Source organism: Massilia horti (assembly GCF_004614195.1).
GTDB classification, from domain to species: Bacteria; Pseudomonadota; Gammaproteobacteria; order Burkholderiales; family Burkholderiaceae_D; genus Telluria; species Telluria horti.
Genome location: NZ_SPUM01000114.1, coordinates 16,483 through 38,371, shown reverse-complemented (window position 1 = coordinate 38,371; position 21,889 = coordinate 16,483). Strand labels below are relative to the sequence as shown.

At 63.0% G+C, this 21,889-nt stretch carries 20 protein-coding genes; 12 read left to right on the top strand and 8 right to left on the bottom strand.

The window, feature by feature from the left end; translation table 11 throughout:
* Positions 1-185: 185 nt before the first annotated feature.
* Complete coding sequence (locus E4O92_RS17510; RefSeq protein ID WP_135190945.1) at positions 186-1,148, bottom strand: J domain-containing protein; 963 nt, start codon at positions 1,146-1,148, stop codon at positions 186-188.
* A gap of 139 nt (positions 1,149-1,287) precedes the next feature.
* Positions 1,288-2,436 carry a class I SAM-dependent methyltransferase gene (locus E4O92_RS17505; RefSeq protein ID WP_135190944.1) on the bottom strand — a complete coding sequence of 383 codons (1,149 nt, stop codon included), beginning with the start codon at positions 2,434-2,436 and terminating at the stop codon, positions 1,288-1,290.
* Positions 2,437-2,471: 35 nt separating this feature from the next.
* Here E4O92_RS17505 and E4O92_RS17500 point away from each other — a divergent pair, with 35 nt between their 5' ends.
* The 7 genes from E4O92_RS17500 (at position 2,472) to E4O92_RS17470 (ending at position 7,851) form a co-directional block, all read left to right on the top strand.
* Positions 2,472-3,251: an SDR family oxidoreductase gene (locus E4O92_RS17500; protein ID WP_135190943.1), complete on the top strand. Its 780-nt coding sequence runs from the start codon at positions 2,472-2,474 to the stop codon at positions 3,249-3,251.
* 31 nt (positions 3,252-3,282) lie between these two features.
* Complete coding sequence (locus E4O92_RS17495) at positions 3,283-3,681, top strand: dihydroneopterin aldolase (RefSeq protein WP_135190942.1); 399 nt, start codon at positions 3,283-3,285, stop codon at positions 3,679-3,681.
* A complete protein-coding gene (gene ttcA, locus E4O92_RS17490; RefSeq protein WP_135190941.1) occupies positions 3,678-4,610 on the top strand; it encodes a tRNA 2-thiocytidine(32) synthetase TtcA in 933 nt (310 codons plus the stop codon). The genes E4O92_RS17495 and ttcA overlap by 4 nt, the downstream gene beginning before the upstream one ends.
* A gap of 178 nt (positions 4,611-4,788) precedes the next feature.
* Positions 4,789-5,358 (top strand): PAAR domain-containing protein, encoded by a 570-nt coding sequence (locus tag E4O92_RS17485; protein ID WP_135190940.1) that lies wholly within the window; start codon positions 4,789-4,791, stop codon positions 5,356-5,358.
* Between the two features lie 68 nt (positions 5,359-5,426).
* Positions 5,427-6,497 (top strand): DUF2515 family protein, encoded by a 1,071-nt coding sequence (locus tag E4O92_RS25055; protein WP_206076898.1) that lies wholly within the window; start codon positions 5,427-5,429, stop codon positions 6,495-6,497.
* Positions 6,494-7,162 (top strand): hypothetical protein, encoded by a 669-nt coding sequence (locus E4O92_RS17475; RefSeq protein WP_135190939.1) that lies wholly within the window; start codon positions 6,494-6,496, stop codon positions 7,160-7,162. Before E4O92_RS25055 ends, E4O92_RS17475 begins: the two co-directional genes overlap by 4 nt.
* A 122-nt stretch (positions 7,163-7,284) precedes the next feature.
* Positions 7,285-7,851 (top strand): hypothetical protein, encoded by a 567-nt coding sequence (locus E4O92_RS17470; protein WP_167759819.1) that lies wholly within the window; start codon positions 7,285-7,287, stop codon positions 7,849-7,851.
* 94 nt (positions 7,852-7,945) lie between these two features.
* On the opposite strand, the gene E4O92_RS17465 is transcribed toward E4O92_RS17470, so the two are convergent.
* Entirely contained in the window at positions 7,946-8,542 is a 597-nt protein-coding gene (locus E4O92_RS17465) for a PEP-CTERM sorting domain-containing protein (RefSeq protein WP_135190937.1), read from the bottom strand.
* Between the two features lie 230 nt (positions 8,543-8,772).
* On the opposite strand from E4O92_RS17465, the gene E4O92_RS17460 reads away from it, so the two are divergent.
* Both E4O92_RS17460 and E4O92_RS17455 read left to right on the top strand, forming a co-directional pair.
* Entirely contained in the window at positions 8,773-9,288 is a 516-nt protein-coding gene (locus tag E4O92_RS17460) for a phosphoglycerate mutase family protein (protein ID WP_135190949.1), read from the top strand.
* A gap of 116 nt (positions 9,289-9,404) precedes the next feature.
* Positions 9,405-10,154 carry a carbonic anhydrase gene (locus E4O92_RS17455; RefSeq protein ID WP_135190936.1) on the top strand — a complete coding sequence of 250 codons (750 nt, stop codon included), beginning with the start codon at positions 9,405-9,407 and terminating at the stop codon, positions 10,152-10,154.
* A 19-nt stretch (positions 10,155-10,173) separates the two neighbouring features.
* On the opposite strand, the gene E4O92_RS17450 is transcribed toward E4O92_RS17455, so the two are convergent.
* Positions 10,174-10,878 (bottom strand): YoaK family protein, encoded by a 705-nt coding sequence (locus E4O92_RS17450; protein WP_206076897.1) that lies wholly within the window; start codon positions 10,876-10,878, stop codon positions 10,174-10,176.
* A gap of 242 nt (positions 10,879-11,120) precedes the next feature.
* Here E4O92_RS17450 and E4O92_RS17445 point away from each other — a divergent pair, with 242 nt between their 5' ends.
* Complete coding sequence (locus E4O92_RS17445) at positions 11,121-11,549, top strand: TOBE domain-containing protein (RefSeq protein WP_135190934.1); 429 nt, start codon at positions 11,121-11,123, stop codon at positions 11,547-11,549.
* Between the two features lie 12 nt (positions 11,550-11,561).
* Here E4O92_RS17445 and E4O92_RS17440 read toward each other — a convergent pair whose 3' ends face one another.
* Complete coding sequence (locus E4O92_RS17440) at positions 11,562-13,322, bottom strand: M14 family metallopeptidase (RefSeq protein WP_135190933.1); 1,761 nt, start codon at positions 13,320-13,322, stop codon at positions 11,562-11,564.
* A 247-nt stretch (positions 13,323-13,569) separates the two neighbouring features.
* Positions 13,570-15,144, bottom strand: coding sequence for a S41 family peptidase (locus tag E4O92_RS17435; protein WP_135190932.1), 1,575 nt, complete (start codon positions 15,142-15,144; stop codon positions 13,570-13,572).
* 160 nt (positions 15,145-15,304) lie between these two features.
* Between E4O92_RS17435 and E4O92_RS17430 the strand changes: the two genes are divergently transcribed.
* A complete protein-coding gene (locus E4O92_RS17430; RefSeq protein ID WP_135190931.1) occupies positions 15,305-16,060 on the top strand; it encodes a tetratricopeptide repeat protein in 756 nt (251 codons plus the stop codon).
* A 343-nt stretch (positions 16,061-16,403) separates the two neighbouring features.
* On the opposite strand, the gene E4O92_RS17425 is transcribed toward E4O92_RS17430, so the two are convergent.
* A complete protein-coding gene (locus E4O92_RS17425; RefSeq protein ID WP_135190930.1) occupies positions 16,404-19,955 on the bottom strand; it encodes an indolepyruvate ferredoxin oxidoreductase family protein in 3,552 nt (1,183 codons plus the stop codon).
* Positions 19,956-20,136: 181 nt separating this feature from the next.
* The gene (hppD, locus tag E4O92_RS17420; protein WP_135190929.1) at positions 20,137-21,243 is read right to left on the bottom strand and encodes a 4-hydroxyphenylpyruvate dioxygenase; all 1,107 of its coding nucleotides are present in this window, start codon (positions 21,241-21,243) and stop codon (positions 20,137-20,139) included.
* A gap of 128 nt (positions 21,244-21,371) precedes the next feature.
* Between hppD and E4O92_RS17415 the strand changes: the two genes are divergently transcribed.
* Entirely contained in the window at positions 21,372-21,872 is a 501-nt protein-coding gene (locus E4O92_RS17415) for an Lrp/AsnC family transcriptional regulator (RefSeq protein WP_135190928.1), read from the top strand.
* The last annotated feature ends 17 nt before the right edge of the window (positions 21,873-21,889 follow it).

Genomic DNA, 21,889 nt, shown 5'->3' with positions numbered 1-21,889 from the left:
GTCTTTCCGTTGGCCTTCATGAGGCGTGTTCCTGCGGCTGCATAGGCGCGCGATATTTGAGCAGTATATTACGGCAGAGAAATGAATTAATTAAATCGGCGTAGGTATTGCGCAGAAACAAGCGAGGAAACGACAGGAAAGGCCGGATTCGCGTTTGGGCAGGCAGCGCCGGGGCGCCGCCCCCGTCAGGCGCCGGATTGGCCAGATGCGGCCGGGCGCAAGCTCGCGCGATGGCCGTTGACGCATTCGCCGCGACCGGCAGCGACAATGATGTTTTGATAACGCACTTCGTACTTGCCGGCGGCAAGCTTGTCGATGGTCAGCGTGCCACGCGCCTCGACAAAGGCGTGGCGCACGTTCGCGCGGCGGTCCAGGTCGTAGATCTTGACGAAGATCGGGGAACTGTTGGCGCCGTTATCGACCGTAACCTGCATTTCGTCGCCGAGGTTGCCGACCGGGTAGCCGGCCAGGTAGCCGGACTGCACCGGCCACGGCTCCCCGTTTGGCGAAGCGAGCGCGGTCAGGTCGGTTTCGCAGTCGGGCGCGCGCGCCGGCACGATGAGCTGGGTCACCGCCAGCGCCTTGATCTCGGGCGCGGGGGGCTTGTCCTGCCCGGCCGGACGGGCCCAGCCGTCGGCCGCCGTGTCCGCCCCCAGTTCGTCCGGGCGGGCCGCAGCGGCCGGCTGCGGGCTGCGGCTCAAGGCCAGGGCTTGCGGCAGCACCTTGGGCGGCTCGACCAGAAAAAACACCGCCGCGGCGGCTCCGCCGACGAAGCAGCCGGTCATGCCAAGCCACCATTTGGGGTCGCGCAAGGGCCGGTAGCGGGGACGCGGCGGGGGCGGCGGCGCTTCCCAGCCCGCGTCGCCGCGCGTGCGCTCGCGGCCATCCTCGGCCTTGGTGCTCTCGAGCCACTCGACTTCCCATTCCTCGGCCGCGATCCACTCGTCGTGCTCCTTGCGGCGCACCGGGTCGGACAGGGTGTTGTAGGCGGTGTTGACGATGGCCATGATGCGCGCGGCCTTCTCGTCGCCGGGGTTCTTGTCGGGATGGTATTTCTGGCTGAGGGCCTTATACGCCGCACGAATGACCTCCTGCGGCGCCCCGCGGGCGACCTTCAGGTTGTCATAGTGGGTGTGGATCTTGGCCATGGTCTGTTGTCGTGCGCACACGCCCGGTTCGTGCGCCCCTCATCCATCAGTTTATGATAGCCGATCCGGTTTGCCGCGCTAGCGTTGCGCCGGTACAGCATAGCCGGGTTTGTATCCTGCGCGCAAGATATTGTTAATTCTACAATCGATAACTGCGATCGGCCCGCACGATTGCCGGATCGAGCTCCACGCCCTTGCCAACCACCAACACCTTGAACAGCTCGCCCATCTCGGCCGGCGACAGCAGCTTTTGCACGGCCCGGGCCTGCGGCAGGTAGCGCAGCGCGTCGGCGGGGTCGGTCCGGGTCAGGAGCTCGCCGATGCCGCAGGCGAGCAGGAACGCCGCTTGCGGCATGTAGGCCAGCACGTCCAGGCCCGCGTCCTGCGCCGCCAGCGCCATCGCGGTGAAATCGACGTGGGCGGTGACGTCCTGCAGCCCGGGCAGGAAGAACGGCTCCGGGTGGGCGTGGTGGCGGTAGTGGCACATCAGGGTGCCACCGATGCGCTGTTCAAAATAATACTCGTGCGCGGGAAAACCGTAATCGATGAGGATCGCCGCGCCCTTGCCATCCTTGTACATCGCAGCGAGCGAGGCCATGAAGCCGGCGGCGACCGGATGGATTTCGGTCACATATCCTTCCTGCAACTGGTCGGCACCCGGAATCTGGCGTTGCACCTGCGCCGCCAGCACCGGATCGAGCGCTTCCTGGGTGAAGGCGAACTCCCCGTTGTCGATGGTGACCATCTGGCGCTGCCAGCCGGAAGCAGTCTTGACGACCAGCTCGACCGGCATCGCGTCGAGCACCTCGTTGGCCAGCACCACGCCGCTGAAGGTCGCGGGCAGCGACTCGGCCCAGGCGACCATCGGGAAGTCCTTCAGCATTTCCTGCTGGCGCGCGCGCAGCTCGCCGGACAGGTCGATGATCGTGTAGCTGTCCACCTTGATGCCCATCTCAGCCAGGCTGGAGAGCACGTCGCGCGCCAGTTTGCCGGTGCCGGCGCCAAATTCGATGATGTTGGGCGAGCTTTGGGCGATAATATCGGCTGCCGCGCGCGCCAGCGCCGCGCCGAACAGCGGGCTGATTTCGGGCGCGGTGGTGAAATCGCCCTCGGCGCCCAGCTTGGCCGCGCCGCCGCTGTAGTAACCGAGGCGCGGCGTGTACAGCGCCAGCTCCATGAAACGCGAAAAGGCAATGGCGCCGCCATGCTGTGCGATGTCGGCGGCAATGTGCTGCTGCAGGGCGTGGGACGCGGCCAGCGCGTCGCTATCTGGTGCGGGTAGGGACATTCCGGCATTGTAGCCAATCAGCCTTGAACAACAAAATGACGACGACTTCAACGACACCCAGGCAACAGGTCGCGCTCGTGACGGGCGCGGGACGGCGCATTGGCCGCGCGATCGCGCTCGGCCTGGCCAGGGCCGGGTGGGACGTGGCCGTGCATTACCGCAGCTCGGAGCTCGATGCCTGCGCGCTGGCCGACGAAGTCAAAGCGCTGGGCCGGCGCGCCGCGCTGCTGCAGGCCGACCTGGCGGACGAAGCCGCGGTACGCGCCCTGCCCGCGCGCGCGGCCGGGGAACTGGGCGCGGTCAGCTGCGTGGTCAACAATGCCTCGCTGTTCGAATACGACAGCGCGACCGCATTCGAACCCAAGCTGCTGGAATCGCACATGCAGGCCAACGTGGCCGCGCCGATCCTGCTGGCGCAGGCGCTGCACGCGGCAACGCCGGCCGGCAGCCAATCTGTTGTCATCAACCTGCTGGACCAGAAACTGTACAATCTCAACCCGGATTTTCTGTCGTACACGCTCTCGAAAGCCGCGCTGCACACGGCCACGACGATGCTGGCGCAGGCGCTGGCGCCGACCGTGCGCGTGGTCGGGGTCGCCCCCGGCATCACGATGGTGTCGGGCGACCAGAGCGAGGAAGGCTTCGTAGAGGCGCACCGCAAGACGCCGCTGGGCCGCTCCTCGACACCGCAGGATATCGCGGACGCGGTGGTCTATGCCGCCGCGGCGCGCGCGCTGACCGGCACCACGCTGGTGGTCGATGGCGGCCAGCACCTGATGCCGCTGTCGCGCGACGTGATGTTCCTCACCCAATAACCCAATAACACCGGAAGCTATAAAGGTAACTATGTTGTCCGCCCTGACCCACCCGAGCCTGCGCGACTGCCGCCGTCTCTTTTTGCGCAATTACGAAGTCATGATCAACATCGGCGTGCACGACTTCGAAAAGAAGGGCGAACAGCGAGTGCTGATCAACGTCGACCTGTACATCCCGCTGGGACAATCGACGCCCAAGGCCGACCAGCTGTCCGAAGTGGTCGACTACGACTTCATGCGCGATACCATCGCCCGCCGCATGGCGCTGGGCCACGTGCAGCTGCAGGAGACGCTGTGCGACGACGTCGCGCGCCAGATGCTGCTGCACCCGCGCGTGCGCGCCGTGCGCGTGTCGACCATGAAGCCGGACGTGTATCCCGACTGCGAAGGCGTCGGCGTTGAGGTATTCCACATCAAGGATGAAGAATGAGTGAAGCTGTGACGGCCATCGTGGCCGAAAGCGCGCAAGCTGGGTCCGCGCAGAGGCTGGAAAAGATCGAGCGCGAAAACAACAAGCTGCACAAGCGCTTGTGCCGCCTGGTGGGCCAGGCGATCGGCGACTTCAACATGATCGAAGACGGCGACAAGGTGATGGTCTGCCTGTCGGGCGGCAAGGACAGCTACGCCCTGCTCGACATTTTGCTGACGCTGCGCGAGCGCGCGCCGATCCACTTCGACATCGTCGCCGTCAACCTCGACCAGAAGCAGCCGAACTTCCCGGAACATGTGCTGCCGGCCTACCTGACCGAACTGGGCGTACCGTTCCACATCGAAAACCAGGACACCTACAGCATCGTCAAGCGCCTGATCCCGGAAGGCAAGACCACCTGCTCGCTGTGCTCGCGCCTGCGCCGCGGCATCCTGTACCGCGTCGCCGACGAACTTGGCTGCAACAAGATCGCGCTGGGCCACCACCGCGACGATATCCTCGAGACCTTCTTCCTCAACATGTTCTTCGGCGGCAAGCTCAAGGGCATGCCGGCCAAGCTGGTGTCGGACGACGGCAAGCACATGGTGATCCGCCCGCTGGCGTACGTGAAGGAAGAGGACACCGAGCGCTACGCCGAGGTCAAGCAGTTCCCGATCATTCCGTGCGATCTGTGCGGCTCCCAGGAAAACCTGCAGCGCAAGCAGATCAAGGCCATGATCCGCGAGTGGGAAAAGAAATTCCCTGGGCGTGTCGAGAATATCTTTTCGTCGCTGACCACCGTGGTGCCGTCGCACCTGATGGACCGCGAGCTGTTCGGGTTTGCCGATCTCAAGGTAGATGGCGTGGCCAATCCCAACGGCGACATCGCGTTCGACGAGGAGCCGTGCTCGACGCCAGTGACCAACACGGTTTCGCTGCAGCGGCTGTAGTCAAGTGTGGCGCAGGCGCCGCAGCACTGCGGCGCCGACCAGTCCGATCTATCCTGCGGACTGTCTCTTCTAACGTGCCAACGGCGCGTACTCGTTCTTAATTTTCCTCAAGACTACCGGCCTCATCCCTAGTTAGATTGAAGTTCCAAGCGGCAAATCTAACAACGACAGGGACGCCATGATAGAGAGATTCCACATCACGGTCGGCGCGAAGACCTCGGCTGGCGGCGAGGTCATTTCTGCTGCCGACTCCTGCAGGTACATCAATGACGCATTAGTCGCTTATGCGGGTGACAAGGTGCGGTGCCCGCAGTGCAACTCGATCGGCGTCATCGAACTGGACGGGCCGCGCCTCTCCGATACCTTTAACGGCAGAGAGGTGGCGCTAAGTGATGACCTGTGCATCTGCCAGTGCCACCCGCCACCCCGCCTGATCGCCAATCAGGGCTTCTCATGTCAGACCATCGACGTTGACTGGCACGCCGAACAAGCGAGTGCTACTGCCGAGACAGCGGCGAAGCTAAACACGTCCGAGAGTGGCGGGACACACCACCCGGATGGCGTCCCGCTCATACTGCTAGACCCCGACACACAGGAACCCCTCAAGCATCGCCAATACCAGCTTCAACTCAGGGGCACGGTTATCGAGGGAACGACCGACCAGAATGGCGCGACCCGGCCGCTTACGGTCGCAGAGCGCGCGTCTTTCATCAAGTGGCACGTCATTGGCGCGAACGCCTCCGCCTGATCCGACCTAAGCGCTAGCCGCATTCCTGAGCCGGGCTGCGGCTGTCCTAAGTCTACGAGGAACGTGCCATGTCCAATACCTACGTCCCCGGCAAGCCCAATCCGTATTTCCCCAAACACAAGTACCAGGGCATCGCGGTTGGTCAGAACCTCAAGCCAATCGCGGAGTGCCGTCTGCACCACTACGTCGGACCGGCTGCGACATTGGAAAGGGGCATCGCCAGTTACCAACTGACCGCCGAACATCTGTGGCTGACCTTTCAGAAGGAGGCCGAGGACATAATCAAGGTGAACGGCGAGTTTATCAAGGACGACAAAGAGCGGAATAAGCGCATAAACGCCGCCTACGCGAAGCTGTGGCTCGCCGACAACCGTTTCCAGTGGGCCGGATTGGCGGCGTTCGCATCCAAACAGGTCGGGTGTGGTCTGCTCCATGCGAACCAGTTAGCAGAGAAGAACAAGGACGAACTCAAGTTTGTCCTGAACTGGGCGGGCAGCAACACGGAAGCAGCTACCATTAGCGCGCTCCCGACGACGATCAGAAATGGCGCGGACTACATGTACGAGCGCCTGGGGTTCGGGAACATGCACCTCTTTCTTGACATCTACCCGCTTCACCGCTTCTACATGGAGCGTGGCCCGAAGGAGTTTGATACCTACCTAGCCAAGAGGCAAGCCATCGCCGAGAAGGTCGAATGGAGGGCCAAGAAATACCTGAAGTTTGGGTTCCCCTTCAGGGAAGTCCGCGCAGGCTTCGAGTGGATCGAACAAGGAAATTTGCCGAAGAGCGTTGAGACCCTCGCTTGGCATGAGCAGGTCAACGTCCTGCAAACGATCATGTACAACGACCCGCACATGCAAGAGGCGCTCGCCAAGAATCAGTTCGCGTGGGCGATAGGTTTCCCATCCGGGGTCTTCCTAGAGATTCAGCTCACCCTCTCGGCGCAGTGCAAAGCGAAAGACAACTGGACCTCTTTTTTCCCCAGCCTGTGGAACGCGAAGCTCTGGGTGGTCGACGAGCGGATGAAGTTCGTCAAACGGGCAGCCGCAAGGTTCGATGAGTTGTTACGCAGCAGCAGGGAGCGCCCCTACGTCGAAGAATCGCTGCGCAAGATTTCCACAGGAGGGGGTGTAGAGTGAAGCGCCGCGGTCTCGTGCCTGCGCTTGCGGTCGCTGTGACCGTTCTCGGGTTGGCCGCTTGGCTAAATTCGCGCCCGCCTGCCCCAGCGGCCACGACCGTCCTGTCGTTCAGGATTGGACAGACCTTCCAAGAGGTAGTCAAGGACTCCACCTACCCGGTCATGGCTCGGTCAAACGCTCCCGCCCATGACGACCCCATCCAGTCGGGGGAAACATTCGTCACGGAACCGGCGGTTATTCTCCATTTTAATGATCCACAACACGGGTTCACACTGCCGCCCACGAAGTTCGCGATGTTAGGCTACATGGACAACAAGGTCGAGACTGTTGCCACCTCGCCGATGCTGGATAAGCTGCCCTTCGACCAGGCAGTGGCCATTCTGGAAGACCTTCAGAACCAGTTCAAGGCTGGCGGTTGGGAGCCGTGGGCTAAGGACGGCAGCGAGTGGTTCGACCTTACGCCGGAAGGCAAGAAGCGGCTGTACAAGCGGATGTTTGAGCCAGGCTACAGCCAGTCGGCAGAGTTACGCATCCCGAAGAAATACGCTATGACGTTCCGACTCAAGTGCACCGATGGATGCTGGCCCGGCGAGCAACGGCCTTACCTGTTCCTTATCGACGTTGGCGTTAGTCACGATACTTACGCTAGATGGGACGAGAAATAGAGCAAACGGCGGCTACGCGGAGCAGCTGGCCGCTTTAGTGCCTTCCAGCAGGTTGGTCAATCAACCAAAACCTTAAGTAGAGGCAATGTTCCCGATCAGCTAGGCGCTCATCAACGAGCGGCATGGCATCGGTGGCAACATCTGCTTCACTCACATTTTGGGAACAGACCATGAAGCGCCTATTCATCGCTATTGCATCGCTTGTGGTGACGCTGACGGCGAACGCGGAGCCGACCAAGGCCGAAGAAAAACGGATCAAGACGATTGCGGCGAAGGCCCAAGCCCTGAGCGTCGACAACTGCGAACTCAATGACGGCAAAAAGGGATGGATCCAGCCCAACAAAGCGTCGATTGGAAACCTTCCCGTCTATCGCTGCACGGCGGACAGCGAATTTGACGGAACGATGGCCATCTTCACGCAAATCCCAGATGGCTCGGTGCAAAAGGAGGTGGTCGAGTTCTGCACCCTTTCCGACTACTACGTCAAATGCGAAGCGGTTCCCGCCGATCGCCCTGCCCGCCGTGCCGCTGATCTAGCAAGGTATGGGATAAAGGAGCGGCAATTCGAACCAATTGTGTGCGAGACAACCTCAATCGGAACCATACCGCTCACCACATGCAGCCAACCACGCGTGAAAATCACTGCCCACCCGCCGGCGGCTGGAAACGTGCCTCAAGCAGCAAGATAATCTCCTCGCTCATCGTTTTGTCCTCAATGGCACAGGTCGACTTGATCGCCGTGCACGCAAACAAGGACAGTACGCCCTCCTGCAACGGTGGCAATCATGAGCGGCGCAGCCGCCGCAAAGCTGCGGCGGCCACCAGGCCGGCGGCCAGCATCAGGCCACCCGCCGGTTCGGGTACCGGCGATACCTGCGTAATACGCAGCGTGGTCTGGTCATTCCAGGCATAGCCGACGCTGCGATTTTTGTAGATCGAGTACTCGTAGCGCTCGCCAGTCACGATTTCCATCCTGTTCCACACGAGGTGCATCTCGTCGGTTTCACTCCATTTCCCAGTAATTTCCAGCGCGGGACCCGAGGATGCATTGGGAGCAAACATGAAGCGATCCAGGGTGCAGTAATGCTCGGAACTGCCCCACCCGGTATCGCAACTCGCGAAATTGCCGCTGAAACCATCATTTCCGATTTTCAGCGAAACCAGTTCCGATTTGTCGATCACGCCGTCGTGGTTACGATCCTCACCTTGGATAAGGCCCGTGAGTGTGGCCGTGTAGTAATAAGTGTCTTGGTCGAGATAACTGGACGTGTGCCCGTTCAACCCCGAGTACTCGAACTGCCAGGTGACCGGATCCGCACGCGAAAAGGCGCTCGCGGCCAGCAGCACGGTGCCGGCCAGAATGCGTTTCTTGTTTTTCATGAAGAATTCCTCCAACAGAGAAGACACAAACCCAACCGGCCGCCCGTCGCCGTACGGGCAAGCGGCCTCAAGCGCAAATTAGCGCCAGACTGTCTTTTCTGTCGCCACCTTGACCTTTAGAAATCAGCCGCCGGTCCCGGCTGCTCTTGAGGAAAACTTGCAGAACAAGCAAATGAAGGCCATGATGCGTGCGTGGAAAAACCTTCTTGTTCAACAAATTGTTAACCATCATGCATTTTTATTCGCGATTCCTGGGCGCCGCTTCGCTGGCGCTGACACTGCTGGCGCCGTGCGCCGCACTGGCCGAGCCGACCGCCATTTATCTTGTTCGCCATGGCGAGAAAGCGACCATTGGCAAAGACCCGGAGCTGACCGCCCAGGGACAAGTGCGTGCGCAGAATATCGCCACCATCTTGCAGAATGCCGGGATCGCGCATATTTTCAGCACCCCGACCACGCGCACCCAGCAGACCGCGCAGCCGCTGGCGCAACGGAGCAGCCTGGAAGTGCAAACCTATGATCCCAAAGCGCCCAAGGCCCTGGTCGAGAAAGTGAAATCGCTCAATGGCGCCGTGCTCGTGGTGGGCCACTCGAACACGCTGCCTGAATTGGTGCGCCTGTTCGGCGGCAACCCGGGTGACGAAATCGCCGACAGCGAATTCGATCGCCTGTACCAACTGATCACCGGCCCCGGCGGCGCTGTGACCACCATTCGGCTCACCTCGCCGCCGGCGACGGGCGGCTAGCAATTCCTTTCCGACGCCTCGCGTCCAACGTGAGACCATCGCCCAATTGACCGCACGCTCGTCCCGGCAGACCCTCCTCCCAAAACGTTGCGGCGAGCAGGGGGAGAGGGCAGGTCATGGGAAGGCGTTTTCGGATTGCGACCTCGTGCGTTGCACTTGTTTGTGGGCCGCTGGTACTTGCGCAGGACCATGCGCACTGGACCTACCAAGGCCCCACTGGCGCGACGCATTGGGCCGAGCTGGACAAGAGTTTCAGCGCCTGCAAGCTAGGCACGCACCAGTCGCCTATCAACATCGATACGCAGCGGGTTGAGCATGCAGCACTGGTGCCGATCAGGTTCGCGTACAAGACGGAACCGGGCGAAGTGGTCAATAACGGCCACACCATCCAGATCAATCTGCCGAAGGGAAGCGTGGCAACGATTGACGGCGTCGAATACAGGCTCGTGCAATTCCATTTCCATACGCCCAGCGAAGAAAAGATCGACGGCAAAAATTACGCGATGGTCGCGCATCTCGTGCACCAAAATGCGAAAGGCCAACTGGCTGTAATCGCTGTCCTCTTCAATGAGGGCAAGGAGAATCAGGCTTTAAAACCGATATTCGATAACCTGCCGCCCAAGGAAGGGGAATCGAAAAATTTGCACGCCGTCGAGCCTGCCGGTTTGCTGCCTGCGAACCGAGCCTACTACACCTACGTCGGTTCCTTGACCACTCCGCCCTGCAAGGAGGAAGTGCGGTGGCTTGTGCTGAAAACACCGAATGAACTTTCCGCGTCCCAGCTTAACGCGTTCAGAAAGCTCTACAAAATGGATGCCCGTCCAGTACAAGCGCTGAACAATCGCGTGGTGCAAGACAGCCAATGAAGCGCGGAACGCTCTTTGGTCAGCGCGCCTGGCGACCTGCGGCCATCGAGGCCGGATGCAGCGCGTAAGCGAACATGGCAGCGAGCACCAGCACACCGGCCAGCGCGAGCGGCACCGCCAGCCCGATGGCATAAATCAGCGCTGCTCCCAGAGTGGCGCCCAGGAACATACACACCACGGCTGCTGCACGGCGTGTCCAGCGCGGATTGTCCTTGCCCGCAAGGAACGAGTCCGCGGCCAAACCGGTCAGCGTCTGGGCCAGCACCGTGGTGGTCAGGTCGGGGACGGCGAGCTGGCGCGTGGTCGCGTTTCGCACGCCCATCGCCAGCGAGGTGGTCAGGATCAGCCCGTATAGCTGGGTGACTGGCACCAACTTGTCCAGGTCGTAGCCGATGGCGAACAGTGCGGCGGCAAGGAGCAGCGCCGCTTCCAGGCAGCCAATGATCATCAGCCAACGGCGGCGCGGTACCTTCGCCAATGTCTTGCACAGGCGTGCGCCAATGGCGGCGCCAAGCAGGAACCCGCCGACCGCGGTGAGACAGCGCGGGACCGAAAACCCGGGCGCACCACCGATCGCAAAACCGAGAAAGGCCACATTGCCGGTCATGTTAGCGATGAACACCCGTCCCAGGCCGAGCACGCTGACGGCATCGATCAGCCCGGTCGTCACGGTCAGCACCAGGAGCACAAGCGGAAGCGGATCGCGCAGTGCAGTGTCATCCATCATCGACTCCTTGCCGGCCCGAAAAACGCGCCCCTGCTGCGGCCGTTTCATGGGAAGCGGATCGGTTGCCTGCCCATCTTAAGCCTTCACGCCAGCCGTGCCGCAAAATTCGGCCCCGTGGCCAGGCACTGGCGCGGCGAACTTACCCAAGTCAAGCTGTCGAAAGCCTGAGCGTCTCGTTTTCCCATCATGTGATTTTTCGGCGGGGACGCTCTCCCGCCGCTTTTTATTGGAGAAAGAGCATGAAGACCAGCGCACGCAACCAGTTTCCGGGAAAGGTCGCGTCGATCAATCCAGGCGCGGTGAACGACGAGATTGAACTCGAGACGGCTGGCGGTCAGAAGATCGTCGCCATGATCACGCACGCCAGCGCCGAGCACCTTGGCATGTTTCCCGGCTGCGATGTGGTGGCGCTCGTGCCACCGTCATCCGTGGTGGTGGTGACCGCTGACGAAAAGGCCAGCTTCTCGGCGCGCAACCGGTTGGCCGGCACGGTCTCCAGGATTCAGCGCGGCTCGGTGAACAGTGAGGTCACGATCGCGCTCGCTGGCGGACTGTCCGTGTCGGCGGTGGTGACGAACGACGGCGCGGCCAGCCTGGACCTGGCGCCAGGCCAGCCGGCGACGGCAATCTTCAAGGCATCCAGCGTGATCCTGGCCGTAACCGTGTGAGAGCAGCAGCGATCACGGGGCGACGTTGGCGCGCATCACCGGGTAGAGGTTCAAGCGCTCGTCCCACGATGCGTGGCGGCGCGCGAAAAACTCGAGGCGCGCGCGGGGATTGTTGGCCAAGGCAGGGTCGCTCTCGACCTTCTGTTTGAATTCGGCCGCCAGCACCGGATTTTTGGCCATCTGCTCGCGCGCCACCTCCTCGGCCACGTATTCTTCCATGTATTCCTTGCGCTCGAACGCATTGTTGAACAAGCCCCAGGCGAGCAGCGAGTCCGGCGCCTTCGGTTCGAGCAGCGCCATCACCAGACGCGCCTTGGCCTGAGCGATCGGCACGAACAGCGAACCCTTCGCGACCGGCCGCGGCTCCGGCTTCCAGCTGCCTTCCACTGCTAGCCGCTGATGCGACTCGAACGAGGTCGCGGAGAACACCGCCTTATCGGCGCGGAAGGTCTCGACCGGGGCGCTGCCCTGCGCCTGGTTCAGCACGCGGTAGGTGATGCCGTGCTGGTCCAGCTTGGCCGCCACCAGCCGCGCCTGCGCCGCCGGCACAATGTAGCCGGCGCCCGGCGCAGTCAACTCAAGGTCGGGCACCACTTCGTCGCGCAGCGGCACGTGCCAGACCTGCGGTTTGGTTTCGTCGTACCGCGTCATCAAGATGCCGGAAACGTCGGACGGGGTGCGGGTGTAGGCATAGCCCTGGAAGTCGACCATCCGCGTCTTGTCGGTGGTCTTGTACGACATCGGCACCGGCGAACCGGCCAGCCTGGTGGCGCGGCCGTCAGCCTGGAACGCGAGATGCTGCCATTCCTGGCCATGCGCGGCCACCTGTTCGAGCACGGAGATCACCGTGTTGTAGGTGATGCGCACGCGGGTCGGATAGTCCTTCCACGAGTGGGTCTCGACCAGCACCCCGATGCGGTTACGCAGCTGGAAGTAGCCGGTCGAATAGCGCGGATCGTAGACGCCGTCCGCAAAGCCGGAGGACGGGTCGTCGGTCTTTGTGAAGGACATGTAGTACGACTGCGGCATCGAGCCTTGCTTGCTGATGTCGGCGATGACGTTGGTGCGCAGCGCCAGGCCCGCCTTGCGCAGTTCGGGGTCGCCCGAGACCACCGGCTCGACCTGGATCGACACGTCGTGCTGGAACTTGGCGCCATCGGTGACGTGCAGGTCGACGTAGGTGAGCGGGTCCCACGCGTTCACCAGCGCCAGCATGGCCTGCATCTCGGGCGCGTCGACCTTCATGTAGTCGCGGTTGAGATTGAAGTTCTGCGCCGTGGTGCGCCAGCCCATCTCGACCGGGCCGCGCTGGTTCGGGCGGTTCCATTTGGCGAAGCGTTCGTGGCCGTCGACGTTGAAGACCGGGACGAACAACAGCACCTGCTTGTCGAGCGCCCCCTTGGCCGCACGGTTCGCCAGCATCTCGCGCAGCGCCAGGAAGCCGGCGTCCTTGCCGTCGATTTCGCCAGCGTGGATGCCGCCCTGGATCAACGTGACCGGCAGGCCCTTCTTGCGTGCGGCCTGCGGGGTCAAGGCGCCGGTGCGGGTGGCGACCAGCGCCAGCATCGGGCGATCCTCCGGCGTGCGGCCGAACTCGATGCACTTGACCTCTTTGGGGTAAGCCTTCTGGAAGTCGGCACACAGCTTGGGCACTTCGTCGAAGCGGCCCGTCTTTTCGAAGCCCGAGCGCTCGGAGACCGTGGTCAGGTCGGGCGCGGCATGCGACAAGGGGACGGCGGCGAGCAGGGCAAGCGTCAAGGCGGGACGAATCATCGAGGAGGCTCCGGCAGTTGAGGAAGTATTAAGCCGGAAATTATAGCTGTGCGCTTGGGTGGTAGGGGCGCTTGTGGTTACGCGTAGGGGGCGCGGGGCCGCCGAGGACCTGTGCGCACGCGGTCACCGTGTGCAGACTTGCGGCTGCCGCACCACTACGCCATGTTCGCGAACCGCGTGCGCACAGGTGCGCACCCTACGACGCTCCATCCATCAGGCCGTAGGGTTTACATCCATGCCCGATACGTCAACGCGGCCGCGTGTAGATCGAAATTTCCTTCGCCTCGGGCCGCACCAGCGTCATCGGCGTCGGCGCCGGCGTGGACGACGATGACGATGACGACATTGCCCGCGCCATCAACACTGGCGGACAGGCGTTGGTGACGCGGTAGTTGAGCGCCGCCGCGAGCAGCCCCTCGGCCGGGTCGCCGACTTCGTGCGACAGGTCGTCCGCCACATTGCAGGTCGGCGCCATGCCGTCCGCGTAATCGCCAAAGCCCTTCTGGTTGACGCCCCCGAACTCAACCGAGAAATACGTCGTGCCGCAGTTCGGCGTAGGCGTGAATCCGTAGGGTTTGCCGCAGGTCTGCCCGCCAATCAGGTTCACCTCCACGTCCACGCCGCGCAGGCCGTTGATCACCGCTTCGCTGGCCGAGCAGGTGCCCGCCGTGGTCAGCACCGTCACCCGATCGAGACCGAGGTAAGGCAACGCCTGGCCGGGCGTGGCCGGATTGGCCGTCTCAAACCCGTATGCCGTCGAGCGGAACGGGATCGGGGCCTGGGGAGGAGTCTTGTCGTTGTACTGCAGGCGCTCGAAGGTCATGTTTTTGGTGCGCGCCGGACCGGCGATCATGTACGCCAGTTCGCTCGCCAGGTACAACAGGCCTCCGCCGTTGTAGCGCATGTCGATAACCAGGTCGGTCGCGCCGGCGGCCTTGAGCTGGTTGAAGGCGTCGATCAGCTGTTTTTCGGAGACGGCATTGTGGCTGCTGAAGGTCAGGTAGCCAACCTTGCCAGTTGGTGTGTCGATCACCTTGACGTTTTGCACAGGGTCCGACACCACGTTGGCGGCAGCCAGCGTCATGGCGATATCCACATTGGCGCGACGGACCGTGAATGTGTGGCGCTCGCCCTCTCTCTCGGGGAACAGGCCGGCGTTGATCCTGTCGACCGATGCCTTGTCGTTGGCGTTGACGAAATCCACCCCGTCGACCCGGACCAGCAGGTCGCCGCGGCGCATGCCGGCAACGGCGGCAGGGGAACCCGGCACGACGATCGCGGCCTGCCAGGTGCGCGGCGCCGTGGCGCTGTTGCGCGTCCAGGTGACGCCGTAACCGAAGTCGATGCCGGAGGTGTTCATGGCGTCCCACTCGTCGCTGGGATAGGTGAAGTGGTACTTGTCCTTCGGCTTTCCGGACGCGGTCAGCGCAGGCGTCTTGAGCACGTTGAAGTAGTCGAGCGCGTTGTCGAAGTTGGCCATCCGGTAGGTGGTCGGAATCTCCCTGTACCAGAGGTAGTAGTCGTTGGCCCAGCCACGCAGGAACTTCAGTTCGTCCAGCAGCGTGCCTTGGCGGTCCGGGTAGGGCTTGCCGTCAATGTCCACGCCTTTGCGCGGCGCGGCGCAGAGGTTCCAGTAGGTGTTGAAGACGTCGGTCGGGATCGGGTCGCCCTGCGAGCTCGAGCCAGGATCGGGAAACTGGGAGGAGCCGGAAGATCCCCCTCCCCCTCCGCAGCCGGCAAGCAGCGACAGCAGCGCGAGGCTGGAAATGAGGGCAACCGGTAACCCGGCCGGGCGAACAAAAGTGACGGATGGCAGCTTCATGCGGCCCGATTATAGTCGGGGCCGCTTGCGAAGGTTGAAATAGACTGTAACCGTTGGCATTCCCCCACAGCAAGGGCATGAGGCGCAACCAAACGTCATATAAAGTCAGCTACAATTCGTTAAATAAATCAGGGCTGGAGACCTGCAAGGCGCGCTCACTTTGGCCCAGGCCGCCCTCGCGCAATACGAAACGGAACTGGAGGGCAGCAGGCGCGCGCTGGTCGCGGTGCAGGATGCAGCGGCCCACGCAAAGGACGCGCAGCGCAACAAGTCGTCAGCGAAGGAATTGAGAACGGCACGCGGACGCGTCAACGCCGACTTCGCCGATGTAACGCACATGCAGGGCTATATCAGCGAACTCCACCACGGCATGAACGACCTGGCGCAGGCCGAAGGGATGTACGTGCTGGCGCTTGCCCAGTACACCAAGATGCCTGTTCCCGATACGATCCGCGCGACCCGCATCAAAACAGACCTGGCAGTACTGTATCGGATGCGGGGCGAGCCTGCGCGCGCCCTGACGCTGCAGCAGGAGGCGCTTGCGACCATGCTGGACATGTTCGGTCCTGACCACCCGGATGTTCGTGAAACCAAGGACGAACTGGCGCTCATCTACAGGGCCTTGAAACAGTATGCGGCAGCCGAACCACTGTACGTGAACGGCTCGCCCGGGCCGAACATGGTGGTGCGACGCAGGAGATCGCTGACGACCTCGAAGCCCTGGCCGAAATCACGGCGGCGCAAGGCAATGCAGCCGGTGCCGCGGGCTATGCGGAGCGGAACGTCGCGCTGTGGGAAAAGGCGGGGCGCGGCGGCGAGGCCAAGCTGCGCGATCGGTGGAAAAGCGGATCGTGGCGCTGCAGTCCAGGGGCTAAGGCAGCTCATCAAAAAAAGCACCGTTAGCTGGGAGGCGTAGGGTGGGCAGGTTCTCCTGCCCACACGTTCAGCGATGACGGGCCAAATCCGGACAAGTTCCATGTTAGTTGAACGCGTGGGCGGGAAACCCGCCCACCCTGCGAAAACTGGTCCGTGACCGGCGGCCTGTGCGGACCGTAGGGTGTGCACGAAGTGCGCACGCGGTTCGCGAAGGTCGCGTAGTGGCGCTGCAGCCGCAAGACAGCAAACGGTGACCGCGTGCGCACAGGTGCGCACCCTACGGTCTTCATGCGACGCGCTACTGATCGGCGCGGCCTAAGAGGCCCACATTTAGCGCTGACATACCTAAAAAAATGGCCCGCTTCACGCGGGCCATTTTCATGTCAGGCCACCCGCGGTGGCGCGGCTTGCATGTGGTACGCCGCCACCAGTCGTGCCTCCTTCTCCTTGGCTGCGGTCAGGTTGCGCTCCTTGACGTGGCCAAAGCCGCGGATGTCTTCCGGGATGCTGGCAATCGCCACCGCCTGCGCCAGGTTGTCGGCGCCGAGCCTGGGCAGCAGCGCCTCCACAGTCGTGCGGTAGTTCTCGATCAGCGCACGCTCCGTCTTGCGCTCGTCCGTATAACCGAACACGTCGAACGGGGTGCCGCGCAGGCCCTTCAGCTTGGCCAGCACGCCGAACGCCTTCATCATCCACGGGCCGTATTCGCGCTTGACCAGGTGGCCTTCCTTGTCCTTCTTCGCCAGCAGCGGCGGGGCGAGGTGGAATTTGAGCGTGACGTCGCCTTCGAACATGGCGCCGATCTTTTCCTTGAACGCCGGGTCCGTGTACAGGCGCGCGATTTCGTACTCGTCCTTGTAGGCCATCAGCTTGTACAGGTAACGCGCGACCGCTTCGGTCAGGCGCGAGCCTTCGCCAAGCCGCGCTTCCTCGGCCCGTACCTTGTCGACAAACGCCTTGTACTGCCCGGCGTAGTCGGCGTTCTGGTAGGCGGTCAGCAGTTCCACGCGGCGCGCGATGATCTCGTCCAGGCCCTGCGGGCGTTTGAACTCGATTACCTTGGCCGGGGTCACGAGCTTCTGCACGCTGGCCAGGTCGTGCGCGGCGGTGCGGCCCCAGTTGAAGGCGGCCTTGTTGAACGGGATCGACACGCCGTTCAATTCAATCGCCTTCATGATCGACGCTTCGGCGAGCGGCACGCGGCCCTTCTGGAACGCGTAGCCGAGCATGAACATGTTGGTGGCAATCGCGTCGCCCATGAGCGTGGTGGCGATGTGGCCGGCATCGACAAAGTCGACGTTGGCTGCGCCGCAGGCCTGCACGATCGAGGCGCGCGAACCTTCGGCCGGGAACTGCCAGTTCGGGTCCTTGATGAAGGCGGCGGTGGTGGCGCCGGTGGCGTTGACCGCGGCGAAGGTGCGGCCTTCGCCCATGCGTGACAGCGCGTCGCGGCTGGCGGTGACGATCTGGTCGCAGCCGATCACCAGGTCGGCGCTGCCGGTGCCCACGCGCGTCGAGTGCAGGTCTTCCTGGCGGTCGGCCAGGCGCACGTGCGACATCACCGGCCCGCCTTTCTGGGCCAGGCCGCTCATGTCGAGCACCAGCGCGCCCTTGCCCTCGACGTGGGCCGCCATCGCCAGGATCTGGCCGACGGTGACCACGCCGGTGCCGCCAATGCCGGTGACGAGAATGCCGAATGGCGTGGCGGTGCCGGGCAGTTGGGGGCTGGGCAGGGCCGGCAACGCGGACGCGTCGCTGCCCGCAGCCTTCTTGGGCTTTTTCAGCGCGCCGCCTTCGACCGTGACGAAGCTGGGGCAAAAGCCGGTCACGCACGAGAAGTCCTTGTTGCAGGAGGACTGGTTGATCTGGCGCTTGCGGCCCAGTTCGGTCTCGAGCGGTTCGACCGACAGGCAGTTCGACTGCTTGGAGCAGTCGCCGCAGCCTTCGCAGACGGCTTCGTTGATCACCGCGCGCTTGGCCGGGTCGGGATAGGCGCCCTTCTTGCGGCGGCGGCGCTTCTCCGATGCGCAGGTCTGGTCGTAGATCATGGCCGACACGCCAGGCATCTCGCGCAGTTCGCGCTGCACGTCCATCAGCTCGGAACGGTGGCGCACCGTGACGCCCTCGGCCCACTGGTAGTCGTCCGGGTACTTGGCCGGTTCGTCGGTGACGACCACGATCGGCTTGACGCCTTCGGCCGCGAGCTGGCGGCTGATCCTGCCCGGGTCGAGCGGGCCGTCGACGTTCTGGCCGCCGGTCATGGCGACGGCGTCGTTGTACAGGATCTTGTAGGTGATGTTGACCTTGGCCGCGACCGCGGCGCGGATCGCCAGCACGCCGGAGTGGAAGTAGGTGCCGTCGCCCAGGTTGGCGAACACGTGCTTTTCACCGGTGAACGGCGCCTGGCCGATCCAGGTCGCCCCTTCCGCGCCCATGTGGGTGAAGGTCGAGGTTTCGCGGTCCATCCACAGCACCATGTAGTGGCAGCCGATGCCGGCCATGGCGCGCGAGCCTTCCGGTACCTTGGTGGAGCTGTTGTGCGGGCAGCCGGAGCAGAAGTACGGGATGCGGTCGGTCGCCGGGTCGGCCTTGGCCGGCATGTTCTTGAGGACCAGCTCCTTCGCTTCCAGGAAGGCGATGCGTTCCTTGACGCGCTGCTCAACGGGGTGCCCCGCGCAGTAGTGCGAGATGCGCGAAGCGATCGCGCGGGCGATCTGCGCCGGGTTCAGTTCGTAGGTCGCCGGCAGCAGCCAGTCGCCGTGGCCCATGCGGTTCTTGTTATGCCATTCGCCGGTATCGTCGAACTTGCCGACCACGCGCGGGCGCTCGCCGTCCGGCAGGTTGTACAGCTCTTCCTTGAGCGCGTACTCGAGCACCTGGCGCTTTTCTTCGACCACCAGGATCTCGTCCAGGCCGCGCGCGAACTCGTGTACGCCTTCCGCTTCAAGCGGCCAGGTCATGCCGATCTTGAACAGGCGCAGGCCGATGTCGCGCGCCGCCTGCTCGTCGATGCCCAGGTCGGCCAGCGCCTGGCGGGTGTCGAGGTAGGATTTGCCGGCCGTGATGATGCCGATTTTGGGTTTCGGGCTGTCCCAGATGATCCGGTTGAGCTTGTTGGCGCGGGCGTAGGCCAGGGCGGCGTACCACTTGTGGTTGGTCATCCGCACTTCCTGGTCGAGCACGGCGTCCGGCCAACGGATGTTCAGGCCGCCAGCAGGCAGCTCGAAATCGGTCGGGGTGACGATCTGCACCCGGTCCGGGTCAAGGTCGACAACCGCGCCCGATTCGATGATGTCGGTCACGCACTTCATCGACACCCACAGGCCCGTGTAGCGGCTCATCGCCCAGGCGTGCAGGCCGTAGTCGATGTATTCCTGCACGGTCGCCGGATACAGCACGGGAATGCCGCAATGGTGCAGGATGTGGTCCGACTGGTGCGCGGTGGATGAGGATTTGGCGGCATGGTCGTCGCCGGCCAGCACCAGCACGCCGCCGTGTTGGGCCGAGCCGGCATTGTTGCCGTGCTTGAAGACGTCGCCGCAACGGTCGACGCCGGGACCCTTGCCGTACCACATGGCGAATACGCCGTCGTACTTTGCGTCCTTGAACAGGTTGGTCTGCTGGGTACCCCAGACCGCGGTCGCCGCCAGGTCCTCGTTCATGCCCGGGTGGAAGTGGACGTGGTGCGCTTCCAGGTGCTTTTTGGCTTTCCATGCGGTCTGGTCGACCTGCGTGACGGGCGAGCCGCGGTAGCCGGTGATGTAGCCGGCGGTGTTCAGGCCGCCTTTCAGGTCGCGCTCGCGCTGCAGCATCGGCAGGCGGATCAGCGCCTGCGTGCCGGTCATGAAGGCGCGGCCGCGCTCGAGCGTCCACTTGTCGTCGAGTGTGATCTCGGGCTTGGACGCGAGGTGCGAGCGGTCCAGGGGTGCGTTCATTGGTGTCTCCGATATTCTTTTGTTGCAGTACTGCTGATGCCCGTACCGCGTGCGCACAGGTCCTCGCCGGCCGCGCGCCCCCTACGGGAGACGCAGCGTGTCCTGTAGGGTGGGCGCTCGTAATGTTGGCCACTGGCCAACATTACCCCACGCGTTCAAGCGGCGAGTGCAGGCACGATTCTTAGGCGGCCGTGTCCTGCAGCACGCCGCGACGGATCTGGTCGAGCTCGATAGACTCGAACAGCGCGCGGAAGTTGCCCTCGCCGAAGCCCTGGTCGCCCTTGCGCTGGATGATCTCGAAGAAGATCGGCCCGATCACGTTCTGCGTAAAAATCTGCAGCAGCAGTTCCTTGCTGCCGTTTTCCGGCGTGCTGCCGTCGATCAGGATGCGCAGGCGGCGCAGCTCGTCGAGCTTTTCGCCGTGCCCCGGCAGGCGCCGGTCGACCAGCTCGTAGTACGTTTCGATCGTGTCCTGGAACGGGATGGCAGCGTCCTTCATCGCCTGGATCGAGTGGTAGATGTCGTCCGTGCCCAGCGCGATGTGCTGGATGCCCTCGCCACGATACTCGTCGAGATATTCCGCGATTTGCGATTTGTCATCGGCCGATTCGTTGATGGGAATCCGGATCTTGCCGCACGGCGAAGTCATCGCCTTCGAGGTCAGGCCGGTCAACTTGCCCTTGATGTCGAAGTAGCGGATTTCACGGAAATTGAACAGGCGCTCGTAGAACTCGGCCCATTCCTTCATGCGGCCGCGGTGCACGTTGTGCGTCAGGTGGTCGATGTAGGTCAGGCCGTTGCCCACCGGATTGGCCTCGGCGCCCGGGATGGCGACAAAGTCCACGTCGTAGATGCTGATGTCACCGATCGCGCCCGGCGTGCTCTTGCCGCGCCAACGGTCGACCAGGTACAGCAGCGAGTCGCCCACGCCCTTGATCGCCGGGATGTTCAGCTCCATCGGGCCGTTCTTGTTGTCGAAACCCCATGCCCCCAGTTCAAGTGCGCGGCGATAGGCAGCGGCAGCGTCATTGACGCGGATCGCGATCGCGCACACCGACGGGCCGTGCTGACGCGCGAAACGCTGGGCGAACGAGTCCTTCTCGGCATTGATGATGAAGTTGATCTCGCCCTGGCGGTACAGGGTCACGTCCTTGTGGCGGTGGCGGGCGATGGCGGTAAAGCCCATCTGTTCGAACAGCGCGCCCATTGCCTTCGGGTCCGGCGCGGCGAATTCGACGAATTCGAAGCCGTCGGTGCCCATCGGGTTTTCCCAAGGGGTAAATTGCATGAATGGTCTCCTCACTTTTATAGCGACGAGTATATGCCTGGCACCCCGGCATTAAATTTCAAACGGCTGCCCCGTTCGGGCAAAATGCGCAATAATATTGCGGGTGACGCCAAGCACAAGGGGGATTTATGTCAAAGATCGAGCTTGATAAAACAGATCGCAAAATCTTGGAGATCCTGCAGCGGGATGGCAGGCTGTCCAACCAGGACATTGCAGAACAGGTAAACCTGTCGCCATCGCCATGTCTTCGGCGAATTAAGCGCCTGGAGGACGCGGGCGTGATCCGCCAGTACGTGGCGCTGGTGGATCCGGACAAGATCGGGCTCGGACTGTTGGCGTACGTAAACGTGCGGCTGGAAAAGCATAGCGAAGGCGCGGCCAGTTCGCGCCTGCCGGCGCATTCGCCGCGCACCGACTTTGCGCAGGCGGTGGCCACGTGGCCGGAAGTGGTGGCGTGCTATGCGATGACCGGGGAAATGGATTTCCTGCTGCGCGTGCATGTGGAAGATATGGAACACTTTTCGCGCTTCATGATGGCCACGCTGCTGCGGCATCCGGCGGTGCTGGATGTGAAGTCGAGCTTTGCGTTGCAGAGGATTAAAGAGACTACCGCGCTACCGATCGTCTAGGTCGATGTGCGTAGGGT

What these genes read in the sequence shown, in the direction of transcription:
- E4O92_RS17510 (WP_135190945.1), bottom strand. Translation starts at nt 1,148, where the DNA reads ATGGCCAAGATCCACACCCACTATGACAACCTGAAGGTCGCCCGCGGG.
- E4O92_RS17505 (WP_135190944.1), bottom strand. Translation starts at nt 2,436, where the DNA reads ATGTCCCTACCCGCACCAGATAGCGACGCGCTGGCCGCGTCCCACGCC.
- E4O92_RS17500 (WP_135190943.1), top strand. Translation starts at nt 2,472, where the DNA reads ATGACGACGACTTCAACGACACCCAGGCAACAGGTCGCGCTCGTGACG.
- E4O92_RS17495 (WP_135190942.1), top strand. Translation starts at nt 3,283, where the DNA reads ATGTTGTCCGCCCTGACCCACCCGAGCCTGCGCGACTGCCGCCGTCTC.
- ttcA (WP_135190941.1), top strand. Translation starts at nt 3,678, where the DNA reads ATGAGTGAAGCTGTGACGGCCATCGTGGCCGAAAGCGCGCAAGCTGGG.
- E4O92_RS17485 (WP_135190940.1), top strand. Translation starts at nt 4,789, where the DNA reads ATGATAGAGAGATTCCACATCACGGTCGGCGCGAAGACCTCGGCTGGC.
- E4O92_RS25055 (WP_206076898.1), top strand. Translation starts at nt 5,427, where the DNA reads ATGTCCAATACCTACGTCCCCGGCAAGCCCAATCCGTATTTCCCCAAA.
- E4O92_RS17470 (WP_167759819.1), top strand. Translation starts at nt 7,285, where the DNA reads ATGGCATCGGTGGCAACATCTGCTTCACTCACATTTTGGGAACAGACC.
- E4O92_RS17465 (WP_135190937.1), bottom strand. Translation starts at nt 8,542, where the DNA reads ATGAAAAACAAGAAACGCATTCTGGCCGGCACCGTGCTGCTGGCCGCG.
- E4O92_RS17460 (WP_135190949.1), top strand. Translation starts at nt 8,773, where the DNA reads ATGCATTTTTATTCGCGATTCCTGGGCGCCGCTTCGCTGGCGCTGACA.
- E4O92_RS17455 (WP_135190936.1), top strand. Translation starts at nt 9,405, where the DNA reads ATGGGAAGGCGTTTTCGGATTGCGACCTCGTGCGTTGCACTTGTTTGT.
- E4O92_RS17450 (WP_206076897.1), bottom strand. Translation starts at nt 10,878, where the DNA reads ATGGATGACACTGCACTGCGCGATCCGCTTCCGCTTGTGCTCCTGGTG.
- E4O92_RS17445 (WP_135190934.1), top strand. Translation starts at nt 11,121, where the DNA reads ATGAAGACCAGCGCACGCAACCAGTTTCCGGGAAAGGTCGCGTCGATC.
- E4O92_RS17440 (WP_135190933.1), bottom strand. Translation starts at nt 13,322, where the DNA reads ATGATTCGTCCCGCCTTGACGCTTGCCCTGCTCGCCGCCGTCCCCTTG.
- E4O92_RS17435 (WP_135190932.1), bottom strand. Translation starts at nt 15,144, where the DNA reads ATGAAGCTGCCATCCGTCACTTTTGTTCGCCCGGCCGGGTTACCGGTT.
- E4O92_RS17425 (WP_135190930.1), bottom strand. Translation starts at nt 19,955, where the DNA reads ATGAACGCACCCCTGGACCGCTCGCACCTCGCGTCCAAGCCCGAGATC.
- hppD (WP_135190929.1), bottom strand. Translation starts at nt 21,243, where the DNA reads ATGCAATTTACCCCTTGGGAAAACCCGATGGGCACCGACGGCTTCGAA.
- E4O92_RS17415 (WP_135190928.1), top strand. Translation starts at nt 21,372, where the DNA reads ATGTCAAAGATCGAGCTTGATAAAACAGATCGCAAAATCTTGGAGATC.